The organism is Rhodococcus jostii RHA1 (assembly GCF_000014565.1).
GTDB lineage: Bacteria > Actinomycetota > Actinomycetes > Mycobacteriales > Mycobacteriaceae > Rhodococcus_F > Rhodococcus_F jostii_A.
Genome location: NC_008268.1, coordinates 3,740,248 through 3,754,114, shown reverse-complemented (window position 1 = coordinate 3,754,114; position 13,867 = coordinate 3,740,248). Strand labels below are relative to the sequence as shown.

Genomic DNA, 13,867 nt, shown 5'->3' with positions numbered 1-13,867 from the left:
TCTTCTGGCCCTGACCTGCAGTCTGCGCCGTCGGTATGTTGTGGATCACAGCCATTCGACAACGAAGGAGATGGTCGTGGACGTCACCGAATTGCGAGCACGGGCCCGCCGGCACCTCGGACCTCATTTCACCCGTAAGGACACCTGGGAAAGCGACTTTCCGGTGTTCGTTCGTGGCGAGGGAAGCTATCTGATCGACACCGAGGGGGACCGTTTCCTCGACGGTCTGGCAGGCCTGTTCTGCGTGAACATCGGTCACGGCCGCGACGACATCGCCAAGGCGGCGAGCGAGCAGATCGGGACGCTCGCCTACGCCTCCAACTGGGGCAGCGCCCACATCCCCGCGATCGAGGCGTCCGCGCTCATCGCCGACCTGGCACCCGGCGACCTCGGGACGACCTTCTTCGTCAACTCGGGATCCGAGGCCGTGGAGACGGCCGTGAAGTTCGCCCGGCAGTACCACCGCAGCCAGGGCAACCCTCAGCGAACCAAGATCATCAGCCGCGAGATGGCGTACCACGGAACCACTCTCGGCGCGCTCTCGGTAACTCAGCTGCCCAAGATCAAAGACCCGTTCGGCCCGCTGCTGCCCGGGGTTCGTTCCGTGCCCAACACCCTCGGTTACCTCGGCGACTGCGGCCCGGCGAACGAGCTCGACTGCATCGCCGCGATCGAAGCCGTCATCGAGGAAGAGGGTGCCGACACCATCGCCGCCGTGTTCGCCGAGCCGGTTCAGAACGGGCGCGGCGCCCTGGTTCCGCCGGACGGATACTGGTCTGCGCTGCGCGCGCTGTGCGACAAGCACGGGATCCTGCTGGTCTCCGACGAGGTGATCTGCTCGTTCGGCCGCCTCGGGCACTGGTTCGGGCACGGGCTCACCGGTGTGGTGCCCGACATGATCACGTTCGCGAAGGGCTCCACGTCCGGATACGCCCCGCTCGGCGGCCTGATCGTGCGTGAGCAGCTGGTGCGCGAGCTCTACGATTCGCCCAAGGGCGGCGTGTTCACCCACGGCGCGACGTGGGGCGGGCACCCGGTGTCGACGGCGGTGGCGGTCGCGAACATCACCGCGATGCGCGACGAGAACGTGCTGGGCAACGTCACCGCGCGCGGCCCGAAGTTGAAGTCGGCACTCGACTCGCTGATGAGCGCGCACCGCTGCGTCAAGGACGTGCGCGGCACCGGATTCTTCTACGCGATCGAATTGATGGCCGACAGCGACAGCGGCCGCGAGTTCACCGAGCAGGAATCGCTGACGGTGTTGCGCAAGGTACTGCCGGAGGCGTTCGCCCGCACCAAGGTGATTCTCCGCGGCGACGACCGGGGTGCCACGATGCTGATGATCTCGCCGCCCCTCGTCGCCGACGACGAGGTGCTCTCGGAACTGCTCCACGGCATCGACAGCATGCTCACCGACATCGAAAAGGCAATCCAGCCGTAGGAACGATACGTTCCCCGAGTTCCAGCGGGTGGCGGTCGTCGAGATCGACGACCGCCACCCTTCTTCGTAGTGATGGGAGAGCGAGGCCATGGCCCCGGGCGTCACCGCTGTACCACCCACCGACGCTGCACGACTGAATGATTCGTCGCTGATCGACCACTGGATCGCCACCCTGCGTGGGGAGAACCGCATCGTCGGTCTGGCGGACGGAGAAGACGAGCGCGCGATACGTGCGGCCCACCATCTGCACCACAAATGTGTCGTCTCCCCGCGGCTGTTCGGGCGGCGGGACGTCATCCGGCGCATCGCCGAGGCCGCGGGTATCCCACTGGCCGAGGAACTCGTCGTCGACCTCGCCGAGGCGGCCGCCGACCCCGCGATCCGTGACGCCGTCGAATCGGGATTCGCCAGGTACCCCGACCGGATCGAGTCGGCGCTGTCCGACCCGGTGTGCCTCGCCGCAGCGGCACTGCGCGCCGGAGTGGTCGACGCCTGCGTCGCGGGTGCGAGCAGGCCGACGTCCGACGTGCTGCGGGCCGGACTGCGCATCGTCGGTCTCGCGCCGGGTTCGAGCATCCTGTCGAGCTCGTTCCTGATGTTGCTGTCGGACGGCAGGCAGTTGACGTTCTCCGACTGCGCCGTAGTACCCGACCCCACGGTCGAGGAACTGGTCGACATCGCGCTGGCCGCCAGCGCCACCCACTTCCAGCTCACCGAGCAGACGCCGATCGCGGCGATGCTGTCGTTCAGCACCCAGGGCAGCGCCAGCCACCCGCGAGTGGAGAAGGTCCGCGAGGCCGCGGAACTGGTGCGCGTCCGGGACCCGCAGTTGCACGTGGACGGTGACCTGCAATTCGATGCCGCGCTGGTCGCCGAGATCGGCGCGTCCAAGGCGCCCGGTTCACGGGTCGCTGGCCGGGCGAACGTGTTGGTCTTCCCCAATCTCGATGCCGGCAACATCGGGTACAAGATTGCTCAGCGGCTCGGTGGTGCAATAGCCTTGGGTCCCATCCTGCAAGGCTTGGCCGCACCGTGGAACGACCTGTCCCGAGGGTGCACCGGCAGCGACATCGAACTGATGGCTCTGGTGAGCGCAGTCCAATCCTTGGCCACCTGAATATCAGACCTGCACGGGAACGTGCCACCGGATCGGGAAGGAAGCCGCGATGACGATGCTCCTCATCGGTGCCCTGTGTATCGGCATCGCGTCGGTCATCGGCGGCGCCACCGGGTTCGGGACGGCACTGATCGCGACGCCGGTGATGCTGATGGTCGGATTCGCCGTTCCCGAAGTGGTATTCGTCAATCTGGTGACGGGCCTGATCACGCGGATCGGCGCCGCGTATCAGTTGCGAGAACACATCACGTGGGGACGGGTGGCGCTGCTCGGCGGTGGCAGCCTGCCCGGCGCCTGGCTGGGCGCGGTCACGCTCGGTTCGCTGCCGGAGCAGTATCTGAAGCCGGCAGCGGGAGTCGTGGTGATGTTGTGCGGGCTTGCGATGGCGCTCCCCAACCGGGCGGAAGCCACACGTGCGCCCTCCACGACCGCGCACGTCCTCACCGGTTCCGTGGGTGGGTACCTCGGAACGACGACGTCGCTCAACGGACCGCCACCGGTCCTGTTGCTGATGCGCGCGCGGTTGCCACCGATGGCCTTCATTGCCGATCTTGCAGGCTATTTCATCGTCGCGAACGTGATGGCGCTCGCGGTACTGTGGTTCCACGACGAAATCACGGAATCGATGTTCTGGCCGCGACTCCCGGTCTTCGTCGGGGCCGCGCTGATCGGCAACGTCATCGGGCTGGCGATCGCCCGCCGACTTCCGCCGGGGGTGTTCCGTTCCGCGGTCATCGCACTGGTGATCGCCGCCGGTGCGGCGACCTGCATTCTCGGGTGACAGCTGCTCACGGTTCGGCACCGACCCGGCGGACCAGACGCACCAGTTCGCCTGCGGGACCGTCGAGCTGACGCGCGCCCCGCCACACGGCGCGCAGCACCCTGTCGAGTTCGAGACCGTCGACGTCGATCACCTTCAGCTCTCCGGCGCCGACCTGCTCCGCCACCGCCAGGGTGCTCATCACCGCGGGACCGACCCCGGCCAGCACGCTGGTGCGAATCGCGGCGGCGCTGCCCAGCTCGAGAAGCGGTGCCGCCCGGTCGTATTCCTGCAATGCCACGTCGAGGGTGGTCCGCGTTCCGGATCCCGGCTCGCGGGCCAGGAGCGGTGTCAGCGCCAACTCGGCGACGGACAGCGCCTTCCGTCGCCGTGCCCACGGATGGGTGGGGTGAACGACGACGACCAGCCGGTCACGCGCGACCGTGAGACTCTTCAACGGTCGTGGTACCGTCGGCGATTCGACGAACCCGACGTCGCAGATCCTGCTGTCGATCCGCTCGAACACCTGAGTCGAGTTGTGTACCTGCAGGTGAATGGTTACGTCGGAGTGCAAACGGCGAAACTGCCCCAGCCACCCCGGCATCAGGTGTTCCGCGACTGTCATGCTCGCACCCACCGTCAACTCGGCGGCGCGTTCCGCGCGCAATCCCTCGGCGACGTCGAGCAGCCGGCGCGTGTCGGAGAGCACCCGGCGCGCCCAGTGCGCGATCACGGTTCCCTGCGGTGTCAGTATCGAGCCCGTCGGGCTGCGCTGCAGCAGTGTCATGCCGAACTGGCGCTCGAGTTGCTTGATGGCGCGACTCGCATTCGGCTGCGCCATTCCGGCGAGTCTGGCGGCAGCGCTGAGGCTTCCGTGGTCGTCGACGCCCACGAGCAACTCGAGAACGGGGAACTCGGGCCATCTGCGGGACATGCATCGAGTATATGACCCCGGCGCAAGACATATCACGTTGATATATGTGTATGTCGAGATGACGGCTACCGGAGACGGCCGCGGTGACGGACCGTGGAGCCATGAGTAGTCAACTGAGCGAATCGAAGTCCGAGGAACGGCGCGTCGAGAGCCCGGCAACGTTGCCGCGACTGCAGACCGCCACGGCCGCTCTCCTGCCGGGTCTGACGCTGTGCGCCGTCGCCACCGCCGTCGCCATGGGTGTCGGCCGGTTCCTTCCGACGGTGAGCCCACTGCTCATCGCCATCGTGCTCGGTGCCGTTCTGTCGAACGTCGTGCATCTGCCCGAACGCCTGCGCCCAGGACTGCAGTTCTCTGCCAAGAAGCTGTTGCGGGTGGGCATCGCCCTCCTCGGACTCCAGTTGATGCTGAGCGACATCCTCGGACTGGGCTGGGGCGTCATCGTCGTGGTCGTCTCGATCGTCTGTCTCGGCATCGTGGGAACGATGTTCGTGGGCAAGCTGCTCGGCCTCAGCTGGACCCAGCGCCTGCTCATCGCCTGCGGATTCTCGATCTGCGGTGCGGCCGCCGTCGCGGCGGTGGACGGTGTCGTCGACGCCGACGAGGAAGAGGTGATCACCGCGGTCGCGCTCGTCGTCATCTTCGGCACGCTCATGATCCCCGCGATCCCGCTGCTGTCGCGGGCGCTGGGACTCTCCGACACCGACGCCGGCCTGTGGGCGGGCGGCTCCATCCACGAGGTCGCGCAGGTCGTCGCCGCGGGCGGCGCGATCGGCGGTGCCGCCCTCGGCGTCGCCGCGGTCATCAAACTCGCGCGAGTCCTCATGCTCGCCCCGGTCATGGCCGTCCTCAGCGTGCGCCAGCGCAAGCTCGCCGGCACCGACGCCGACGTGAAGCGGCCCCCGCTCGTCCCGCTCTTCGTCCTCGCGTTCCTCGTCTGCGTCGGCCTGCGATCGTCCGGCCTGCTGCCCGAGGGCCTGCTCGCCGACGCCAAGATCGTGCAGACCGGTCTCCTCACCGCCGCGATGTTCGCCCTCGGTGCCGGCGTCCAGATCGCCACGATCAAGAAGGTCGGCGCACGACCCTTCGTGCTCGCGGGCATCTCCACCGTCTGGGTCGCATCGATCGCCCTGGTCGGCGTACTGCTCGCGGGGTGATGCCGACCCACCCCTGTCGCCCCCCGATCACCCCCCTCCGCGACGAACGGGACGCTCGTTGCGTCAGATCGCACGAGCGTCCCGTTGGTTCGGTCGGGGCGCGGAGTCCAGGGCCCAATTTTTGATCAAGGCTTTCATTATTTTGTGATCCGGGTTACTGTGTCCACCATCAATCAAACCTTTGATTAGTTAGGTGGATCGCATGAGCCCCACGAGCTTCGCTTCGTCGGCCGACCTCGGTGAGAAGGAACAGACCCTCGAGGTCCTCGCCGACGGCGTGTACGCCCTCACCGCCGAGGGGGATCCCAACATCGGCGCCATCGAGGGCGAGGACTTCGTCGTCTGCTTCGAGGCGCTCGCCACCCCGGTGGCCGCCCAGGACTGGCTGCGCAAGCTACGCGAGCACACCGACAAGCCGGTCCGGTACCTGGTGCTCTCGCACTACCACGCCGTCCGCGTTCTCGGTGCGGCCGCGTTCGACGCCGAGACCATCGTCTCGCACGAGACCACCCGCGCGCTCATCGAGGAGCGTGGAAAAGAAGACTGGGCAAGCGAATTCGGACGCATGCCGCGCCTGGCCAAAGCGGCCGACTCGGTGCCCGGACTGACGTGGCCCACCCTGACGTTCGCCGACAAGCTCACCATCGACCTCGGGGGCGGACGCGGCGACCTGGTTCTCCAGCACTTCGGCCGCGGACACACCGAGGGCGACATCACCGCGTGGCTGCCGAAGCAGAAGATCCTCTTCGCCGGCGACCTCGTGGAGGCTCAGGCCGCGCTCTACACCGGTGACGCCTTCCACCGCGACTGGTCCACCGGCACCCTCGACCGGATCAAGGAGCTCGGCGCTGAGGTCCTGATCGGCGGACGCGGCGCCGTCTCCCACGGTCGGGAGGCCGTCGACGCCGCGATCGAGCAGACCCGCCACTTCATCGAGGTCATGCTGGCCGAGGTCGGTGCCGTCCAGCAGCGCGGTGGCACCCTCAAGGAGGCGTTCGAAGCCACCCACGCCGCACTGAACGAGCAGTACGGGCACTGGCCGATCTTCGAACACTGCCTCCCCTTCGACGTCTCCCGCGTGTGGGACGAACTGTCGGGCATCGAGCGGCCCGTCATCTGGACCGCCGAGCGTGACCGCGAGGTCTGGGACCAGTTGCAGGGCTGACGTCCGTCACCGTTTCACAGGGCTGACGTCCGTCACCTTTCACACTGACAAGGCGAGGATCATGGGAAGACGACACACCCGCGGCGGCACGGTCACCGTCGTGGGCAACGGCCCGGTGGGGCAGACGACGGCGTTGCTGTTGGCGCGCTGGGGAATACCGGTGACGTTGCTCGACGCACGGGCCGAGCGTGACCCGATCGGATCGAAGGCCATCTGCCAGCAGCGGGACGTCCTCGAGGTGTGGGACGCGATCGGCGTCGGCAGGCGGCTGGCCGACGAGGGCGTGACGTGGGGGTGCGCCCGCACCTTCCACCGCGACCACGAACTGTTCGCGCAGACGTTCGTCGACCGCGGCGTCTCGTCGTTCCCGCCGTTCGTCAACATCTCCCAGGCACGGACCGAGGAACTGCTCGACGAGCGGATCGCGGCCACGCCGTCGATCGACGTCCGGTGGGGATACGAGGCCACGTCGGTGGATCAGGACGACACCGGCGTGACCGTCACCTGCCGCACCGGCTCCGGGGAGAAGACCGTCACGTCGGACTACGCGGTGGTGGCCGTGGGGTCGCGGGGCAGCGCGATCCGGCGGCAGCTGGGTGTCACGTTCGACGGTCGTTCGTTCGACGACAAGTTCCTGATCTGCGACATCGCCGCCGACATTCCGGGCTGGGCCGACGAGCGCCGCTTCTACTTCGACCCGGAGTGGAACCCGGGCAGGCAGGTGCTCATCCACCCGTGCCCGGACTCGACGTTCCGCATCGACTGGCAGGTGCCCGGCGAGTACGACCTCGAGACAGAGGAGGAGTCGGGTGCGCTGGACGCGCGGATCCGGAAGATCATCGGCGACACCGACTACCGGATCGTGTGGAAATCGGTGTACCGCTTTCACTCCCGGGTCGCGAACCGGATGCGCGTCGACCGGGTGCTGCTGGCCGGGGACGCCGCGCACATCGTGTCGCCGTTCGGGGCGCGAGGCCTGAATTCCGGTGTCGCCGACGCCGAGAACGCCGCATGGAAGCTCGCGTTCGTCCTGCGGGGCTGGGCCGACGAGTCACTGCTCGAGACGTATCACACCGAGCGGCACGCGGCGGCCGTCGAGAACATCGCGGTCACCACGGCGACGATGGATTTCCTCGTCCCGCAGTCCGAACACCAGCACCGGCACCGGCGCGACGTGCTCACCGCGGCGCTCACCGACCCGCAGGCCCGGGCACACGTCGACAGCGGTCGCCTCGCCGAGCCGTTCTGGTACGTCGAATCGCCCTTGACCACAATCGATCCGGAACGGCCCTTCGCCGGGCGCCCCGAGCGTGGCCGCACCCCGGCCGCCGCGCCGGGAATCCTCCTGCCCGATACCCCGGTGACGTTGCGCGGCGGTGACGGCAGTCGGCTCCGCGCCATCGCCCGGCACGGCATCCTGCTTCTCGCGGGTGAGGGTGTGGACGTCGACGCGATCCGCCGCGCGGCCCTCGCAGCGGTGCACACGCCGATCCGCCTCGTCCGGCTGTCGGAGATCGACACCACCGGCGTCCTCACCGCCACTTTGGACGCGAAGCCCGGCGAGGTCTGGGTCATCCGCCCCGACGCCTACATCGCGGCGGTCACCGACACAGTCGGCGGGCTGGTGTCCGCGCTCCACCGAATCACCGAACCCGTCGTCACCGTGATCACTTCCGCGCCAGCCGTTCCGGATCCAGATCGAGTCGGCGCAGCAGCTGCGCGTTGAGGGCGACGACGATGGTGGAGACGGACATCAGGATCGCCGCGACCGCGGGTGAGATCGCGACCCCGGCGAACGCGAGGACCCCGGCGGCCAGGGGGACGGCGATGACGTTGTATCCGGTGGCCCACACCAGGTTCTGCCACATCTTGCGGTAGCTGGCCTGCGACAGGTCGATGATCGAGAGCACGGCGCGGGGGTCGTCGGCGGCGAGGACGACACCCGCCGATTCGATGGCGACGTCGGTGCCGGCGCCGATCGCGACGCCGACGTCGGCGCGGGCGAGTGCGGGCGCGTCGTTGACGCCGTCGCCGACCATCGCGACGCGGTGACCGCGTGCCTGGAGTGCGGCGACCTCGGCGTCCTTGTTCTCCGGCAGCACGTCGGCGAACGCTTCGTCGATCCCGAGGTCGGCGGCGACGGCGTCGGCCACCTGACGGGCGTCTCCGGTGATCATCGCGACCTTCACGCCGCGCGCGTGCAGGGCGTCGATCGCCTGCCTCGACTCCTCGCGGACGGCGTCCTCGAGCGCCAGCGCCCCGAGCACCCGCCCGTCGCGGACCACGTGCAGGACCGAGGCGCCGCGTTCGACCCACCGTGTCGTCTGCGCGGCAACGTCGTCGGGAACAGTGACGTTCAGTTCGGTGAGCATCGCCGGACCCCCGACCTCGACGGGTGTGCCGTCGACGTTCGCGCGCACCCCCCGTCCGGGCAGTGACCGGAAGTCGGACGCGGTTCGCCGCTCGTCCCCGGGCACATTCGCGCCGGCCTCGGCGACGATGGCCCGGGCGACCGGGTGCTCGCTGTCGGCCTCCACGGCGCCGGCAAGCGCGAGCAGTTCGGCCTCGGTGACACCCGCGGTGGTGACGACGCCGGTGACGACGTGTCTGCCCTGGGTGAGGGTGCCGGTCTTGTCGAACAGGACGACGTCGACGTTGCGCATGCGTTCGAGCGCCAGCCGGTCCTTCACCAGGACACCGGCCTTCGCGGCGCGTTCGGTGGAGATGGCGATCACGAGCGGTATCGCCAGGCCGAGTGCGTGCGGGCAGGCGATCACCAGAACGGTGACGGTCCGCACCACGGCCTCGTCCACGTTGCCGAGCAGCGACCACACCACGAACGTGAGAAGCCCTGCAATCGAGGCGAAGTAGAACAGGAATGCCGCGGCGCGGTCGGCGAGGGCCTGCGCCCGGGACGAGGACGACTGCGCGTCGGCGACCAGTCGCTGGATCCCGGCGAGGGCGGTGTCCTCCCCCACCGCGCCCACCTGGATCCGCAGCGCGCTGTCGGTGGCGACCGTGCCGGCCACCACGGTGTCGCCGACCGACCGTGGGACAGGGTTGGATTCGCCGGTGATCATCGATTCGTCGACCTCCGCGCGGCCGTCCTCGACGGTGCCGTCGGCCGGGATGCGGCCACCGGCCCGCACCAGCACGAGGTCGCCGGTGGCGAGTTCGGAGACGGGCACCTCGGTGATGCCGTCGTCGGTGACCCTGTCGGCGGTGTCCGGCAGCAGGGCGGCGAGCGCGTCGAGGGCACCGGACGCCGACCCCAGCGCCCGCATCTCCAGCCAGTGTCCGAGGAGCATGATGACGATGAGAAGCGCCAGCTCCCACCAGAAGTCGAGGTTGAACCCGCCGATCTGCAGGGTCGTCACCCACGACGCGAGGAACGCAACCGTGATCGCCATGCCGATCAGCAGCATCATGCCGGGCCGCCGCGATTTCAGCTCACCCCACGCGCCGGTGAGGAACGGCGCGCCGCCGTAGAAGAAGATGGCGGTGCCGACCACCGGCGGAATCCACGACGCACCGGGGAAGTCGGGGACGGTGTAGCCGAGGAGGTCGGCGAACATGTGGCTGAACACCACCACCGGCACCGACAGCGCGAGACTGATCCAGAATTTCTGCCGGAACACCTCACCTTGCGCACCGTGACCGGCATGCCGATCCGCGTGCTCACCGTGCCCGGCGTGCCCGGTGTCCCGGACCTGTTCCACTTCCTGCTGCTGATGATCGTGAGACATGCCTGCTCCCTCGGAAGCTGCTCTCGTGGTCAGGTTTTCAGGAACGCACCAGTCGTGCGATGGCGTCGGTGGCTTCCTTGATCTTCGCGTCGGCCTCGGTGCCGCCCGCGACGGCGGCGTCGACGACGCAGTGGCTGATGTGGTCTTCGAGCAGACCCAGCGCCACGGCCTGCAGCGCCTTGGTCATCGCGGAGACCTGGGTGAGGATGTCGATGCAGTACTTCTCGTCCTCGACCATCCGCTGCAGACCCCGCGCCTGGCCCTCGATGCGGCGCAGGCGCTTCAGGTAGTCGTCCTTGGCGCTGATGTACCCGTGGCCGGTGGTGTGCTCGTCAGCGTGGTCGGTGGTGGTCGGTTGCTCGGTCATGAGTGTTCCCCTCGGGTGGGAGTGGTCAGGGGCTGGAAGCGGCGCAGTCGCAGGCTGTTGCTCACGACGAACACCGATGAGAATGCCATGGCGGCACCCGCCAACATGGGGTTGAGCAGGCCCGCCGCGGCCAGCGGCAACGCCGCGACGTTGTAGGCGAAGGCCCAGAACAGGTTGCCCTTGATCGTGCTCAACGTCCTGCGCGACAACCGGATCGCGTCGGCCGCGGCCCGGAGGTCGCCGCGTACCAGCGTGAGGTCGCTGGCCTCGATGGCCACGTCCGTCCCGGTTCCCATGGCGAGACCGAGGTCGGCCTGTGCGAGGGCGGCGGCGTCATTGACCCCGTCGCCGACCATCGCGACCACCTTGCCGTCGGCCTGCAGACGCTTGATCACGTCGACCTTGTCCTGGGGCAGTACCTCCGCGACGACTTCGCCGATGCCGACCTGGGCGGCGATGGCCCGGGCCGCGGAAGTGTTGTCGCCGGTGAGCATGATCGGGGTGAGGCCCAGTTCGCGGAACTGCGCCACCGCCTCGCGTGACGTCGGCTTCACGGTGTCGGCGACCACGAGCACGCCGCGCGCCTTTCCGTCCCAGCCGATCCCGACGGCGGTCTTGCCCTCCGATTCCGCCGCGTCGGCGACGCGCTGGAGTTCCGTGGTGAGCTGCAGCGACCAGTCGCGGAGCAGTTTCGCGCGGCCGATGACCACCGCGTGTCCGTCGATCATGCCCTGGACGCCGAGACCGGCGATGTTGGTGAACTGTTCTACTGCGGGGAGCGTCGTCAGCCGCTCCTTCGCGCCGCGGGTGATCGCCCGCGCGATGGGGTGCTCGGACGCGTCCTCGAGCGCGCCGGCGTACCGGAGCACCTGCTCCTCGTCCTGACCGTCCGCGGCGACCACGTCGTGCAGCGACATCGTGCCGGTGGTGACGGTTCCGGTCTTGTCGACCACCACGGTGTCGACCCGCCGCGTCGATTCCAGAACCTCGGGTCCCTTGATCAGGATGCCCAGCTGGGCCCCGCGTCCCGTGCCCACCATGAGGGCGGTCGGGGTGGCGAGTCCGAGCGCACACGGGCACGCGATGATCAGGACGGCGACCGCTGCGGTGAACGCGGCGGCGATCGAACCGCCGGTGCCGATCCAGAAACCGAGGGTCGCGACCGACAACGCGATCACGATCGGGACGAAGATGCCGGAGATCCGGTCGGCCAGGCGTTGCACCTCGGCCTTGCCGGTCTGCGCGTCCTCGACCATCCACGCCATCTGCGCGAGCTGCGTGTCGGCTCCGATCCGGCTGGCGCGAACCACGATTCGGCCGCCGACGTTGACCGTCGCACCCGCCACCTGGGAGTCCGGCGACACCTCGACCGGCACGGATTCACCGGTCAGCATCGACGCGTCCACCGCCGACGAACCTTCGACGACGACGCCGTCGGTGGCGATCTTCTCGCCGGGACGGACCACGAAGAGGTCGCCGACGTCGAGCTGGTCGATGCCGATCAGCTGTTCGGTGCCATCACGCAGCACCGACACTTCCTTGGCGCCCAGTTCGAGCAGCGCCCGCAGCGCCGCTCCCGCCCGCCGTTTGGCGCGGGCCTCGAAGAAGCGGCCGGCGAGGATGAACGTGGTGACGCCGGCCGCGGCCTCCAGATAGATGTTGCCGGTGCCGTCGACCCGCGCGATCGTGAGCTCGAACGGGTGCGTCATCCCCGGCATGCCGGCGGTGCCCCAGAACAGTGCGTACAGCGACCAACCGAACGCGGCCAGTGTGCCCATCGACACCAGGGTGTCCATGGTCGCGGTGCCGTGCCGCAGGTTCGTCCAGGCGGCCTTGTGGAACGGCCACGCACCCCAGACCACGACCGGGGCCGCGAGGGTGAGCGAGAGCCACTGCCAGTTGGTGAACTGCAGCGCCGGGATCATCGCCATCGCGATGACGGGGACCGTCAGCACCGCCGACGCGAGCAGCCGCTGCCGCAGTTCCGCCGCCGGGTCCTCTTCCTCCGGGGCCGGGGGCTTCACCTCGGGCAGTCGCGCCGTGTACCCGGCCTGCTCGACCGTGGCGACGAGGTCTTCGGGCGAGACGTCGGCGGCGTCGTAATGGACGCGGGCCTTCTCCGTCGCGTAGTTGACGGTCGCGGTGACGCCGTCCAGTTTGTTCAGCTTGCGCTCGATGCGGTTGGCGCACGACGCGCAGGTCATTCCGCCGATGGCCAGTTCGATCTGGGAATCGGGCGGTGCCGCGATGTCGGTCCCGCGGGTCATCACTTCTCCTCCGGTCCGGCGGAGGCGGTGAACTCCGCGGTGTGGACGGCGCCGGCGTGCTGGAAGTCCAGGAACAGCCGGTAGTCGCCCGCGCTGGGTGCGGTGACGGCGAAGTCGATCCCCGGGCCCGCCGCGGTGACGCCGTCGCCTGGGTGTCCGTCCGGGTGCACGTGCAGGTATCCGAGGTCGGTGGTGCGCAGCGCCACCAGGTGACCGTATGCGCCGAGGTAGGGCTGCAGATCGGTGACGGGCTGCCCGTCGCGGCTCACCGAGAGGGTCACGTTCGACGTCTCTCCCGGTCGCAGCGCGCCGTCGAGCGTGACGGTGTACCCGTCCACGGTGGCGGTCGCTGCGGGAGCCGGCAGTTGCTGCGGGTCGTAGGTGCCCGCGACGCGCAGGTCCGTGCCCAGGGTGACGCCTTCGCCGCCCGCCGTGGTGAAGTCCGCGGACACGCGATAGTCGCCGCCGCGGGTGAGGTCGAGGGGGACGCTCCACGTTCCGGCAGCGTCGAGCGTCGGGTGCACGTGCTGGAATCCGGCGAGGTCCCGGCGGACGACGATCAGGTGCAGCAGTTTCTCGTGCTCGACGGTGTAGTCCGTCACGGGTACCCCCGAGGGGTTCGTGATCCGGAACTGCACCGGGACCGCGGCACCGGCGGTGACCTGGTCGGATGCGAGTTCGAGGGTGTAGCCGTCCGCAGTGGGCGTCAGTCCGCCCGGGGTCGGGTCGGCGGCGGTGTCGTGGCCACCCGCGTCGTGTCCTCCCGCTCCGTGCCCGTCGTCCTCGGCCGTGTGCGCGGCGGGCTCGGCCACGTCCGGGCCGGCAACCGACCCGAGTGCGAGCGCGGCGCCGAAGATCACGACGAGGCCGACGGTGAATCCGGCGAACTTGCCGGTTGCGTTCATGATGGGTC

General features: G+C 68.9%; 11 protein-coding genes. 6 read left to right on the top strand and 5 right to left on the bottom strand.

The window, feature by feature from the left end:
- Window positions 1-70: 70 nt before the first annotated feature.
- The 3 genes from RHA1_RS17215 to RHA1_RS17205 all read left to right on the top strand — a co-directional run bounded on the left by RHA1_RS17215 (window position 71) and on the right by RHA1_RS17205 (window position 3,339).
- Complete coding sequence (locus RHA1_RS17215) at window positions 71-1,441, top strand: aspartate aminotransferase family protein (protein WP_016884783.1); 1,371 nt, start codon at window positions 71-73, stop codon at window positions 1,439-1,441.
- A gap of 88 nt (window positions 1,442-1,529) precedes the next feature.
- Window positions 1,530-2,558 (top strand): phosphotransacetylase, encoded by a 1,029-nt coding sequence (locus RHA1_RS17210; protein WP_009476618.1) that lies wholly within the window; start codon window positions 1,530-1,532, stop codon window positions 2,556-2,558.
- 49 nt (window positions 2,559-2,607) lie between these two features.
- Entirely contained in the window at window positions 2,608-3,339 is a 732-nt protein-coding gene (locus RHA1_RS17205; protein WP_011596166.1) for a sulfite exporter TauE/SafE family protein, read from the top strand.
- A 7-nt stretch (window positions 3,340-3,346) separates the two neighbouring features.
- Here the strand turns inward: RHA1_RS17205 and RHA1_RS17200 are convergent, their stop codons facing one another.
- The gene (locus RHA1_RS17200) at window positions 3,347-4,252 is read right to left on the bottom strand and encodes a LysR family transcriptional regulator (RefSeq protein ID WP_011596165.1); all 906 of its coding nucleotides are present in this window, start codon (window positions 4,250-4,252) and stop codon (window positions 3,347-3,349) included.
- A 101-nt stretch (window positions 4,253-4,353) separates the two neighbouring features.
- Between RHA1_RS17200 and RHA1_RS17195 the strand changes: the two genes are divergently transcribed.
- The 3 genes from RHA1_RS17195 (at window position 4,354) to RHA1_RS17185 (ending at window position 8,300) form a co-directional block, all read left to right on the top strand.
- Entirely contained in the window at window positions 4,354-5,409 is a 1,056-nt protein-coding gene (locus RHA1_RS17195) for a YeiH family protein (protein WP_041811599.1), read from the top strand.
- Between the two features lie 202 nt (window positions 5,410-5,611).
- Window positions 5,612-6,574, top strand: coding sequence for an MBL fold metallo-hydrolase (locus RHA1_RS17190; protein WP_011596163.1), 963 nt, complete (start codon window positions 5,612-5,614; stop codon window positions 6,572-6,574).
- A 61-nt stretch (window positions 6,575-6,635) separates the two neighbouring features.
- Window positions 6,636-8,300, top strand: coding sequence for an FAD-dependent monooxygenase (locus RHA1_RS17185; RefSeq protein ID WP_011596162.1), 1,665 nt, complete (start codon window positions 6,636-6,638; stop codon window positions 8,298-8,300).
- Here RHA1_RS17185 and RHA1_RS17180 read toward each other — a convergent pair.
- Genes RHA1_RS17180 through RHA1_RS17165 form a run of 4 tightly spaced genes read right to left on the bottom strand, consistent with a single transcriptional unit; the run spans window position 8,242 to window position 13,859 of the window.
- Entirely contained in the window at window positions 8,242-10,320 is a 2,079-nt protein-coding gene (locus RHA1_RS17180) for a heavy metal translocating P-type ATPase (RefSeq protein WP_011596161.1), read from the bottom strand. The two genes, RHA1_RS17185 and RHA1_RS17180, sit on opposite strands and share 59 nt — an antisense overlap.
- A gap of 37 nt (window positions 10,321-10,357) precedes the next feature.
- Window positions 10,358-10,687 (bottom strand): metal-sensitive transcriptional regulator, encoded by a 330-nt coding sequence (locus RHA1_RS17175; RefSeq protein WP_011596160.1) that lies wholly within the window; start codon window positions 10,685-10,687, stop codon window positions 10,358-10,360.
- Entirely contained in the window at window positions 10,684-12,954 is a 2,271-nt protein-coding gene (locus tag RHA1_RS17170; protein WP_011596159.1) for a heavy metal translocating P-type ATPase, read from the bottom strand. The genes RHA1_RS17175 and RHA1_RS17170 overlap by 4 nt, the downstream gene beginning before the upstream one ends.
- The gene (locus tag RHA1_RS17165; RefSeq protein WP_011596158.1) at window positions 12,954-13,859 is read right to left on the bottom strand and encodes a DUF8832 domain-containing protein; all 906 of its coding nucleotides are present in this window, start codon (window positions 13,857-13,859) and stop codon (window positions 12,954-12,956) included. The genes RHA1_RS17170 and RHA1_RS17165 overlap by 1 nt, the downstream gene beginning before the upstream one ends.
- Window positions 13,860-13,867 lie beyond the last annotated feature (8 nt).

Excerpts from the sequence above, each read along its gene's own strand:
- RHA1_RS17215 (WP_016884783.1), top strand. The coding sequence starts at position 71 with ATGGTCGTGGACGTCACCGAATTGCGAGCACGGGCCCGCCGGCACCTC.
- RHA1_RS17210 (WP_009476618.1), top strand. The coding sequence starts at position 1,530 with ATGGCCCCGGGCGTCACCGCTGTACCACCCACCGACGCTGCACGACTG.
- RHA1_RS17205 (WP_011596166.1), top strand. The coding sequence starts at position 2,608 with ATGACGATGCTCCTCATCGGTGCCCTGTGTATCGGCATCGCGTCGGTC.
- RHA1_RS17200 (WP_011596165.1), bottom strand. The coding sequence starts at position 4,252 with ATGTCCCGCAGATGGCCCGAGTTCCCCGTTCTCGAGTTGCTCGTGGGC.
- RHA1_RS17195 (WP_041811599.1), top strand. The coding sequence starts at position 4,354 with ATGAGTAGTCAACTGAGCGAATCGAAGTCCGAGGAACGGCGCGTCGAG.
- RHA1_RS17190 (WP_011596163.1), top strand. The coding sequence starts at position 5,612 with ATGAGCCCCACGAGCTTCGCTTCGTCGGCCGACCTCGGTGAGAAGGAA.
- RHA1_RS17185 (WP_011596162.1), top strand. The coding sequence starts at position 6,636 with ATGGGAAGACGACACACCCGCGGCGGCACGGTCACCGTCGTGGGCAAC.
- RHA1_RS17180 (WP_011596161.1), bottom strand. The coding sequence starts at position 10,320 with ATGTCTCACGATCATCAGCAGCAGGAAGTGGAACAGGTCCGGGACACC.
- RHA1_RS17175 (WP_011596160.1), bottom strand. The coding sequence starts at position 10,687 with ATGACCGAGCAACCGACCACCACCGACCACGCTGACGAGCACACCACC.
- RHA1_RS17170 (WP_011596159.1), bottom strand. The coding sequence starts at position 12,954 with ATGACCCGCGGGACCGACATCGCGGCACCGCCCGATTCCCAGATCGAA.
- RHA1_RS17165 (WP_011596158.1), bottom strand. The coding sequence starts at position 13,859 with ATGAACGCAACCGGCAAGTTCGCCGGATTCACCGTCGGCCTCGTCGTG.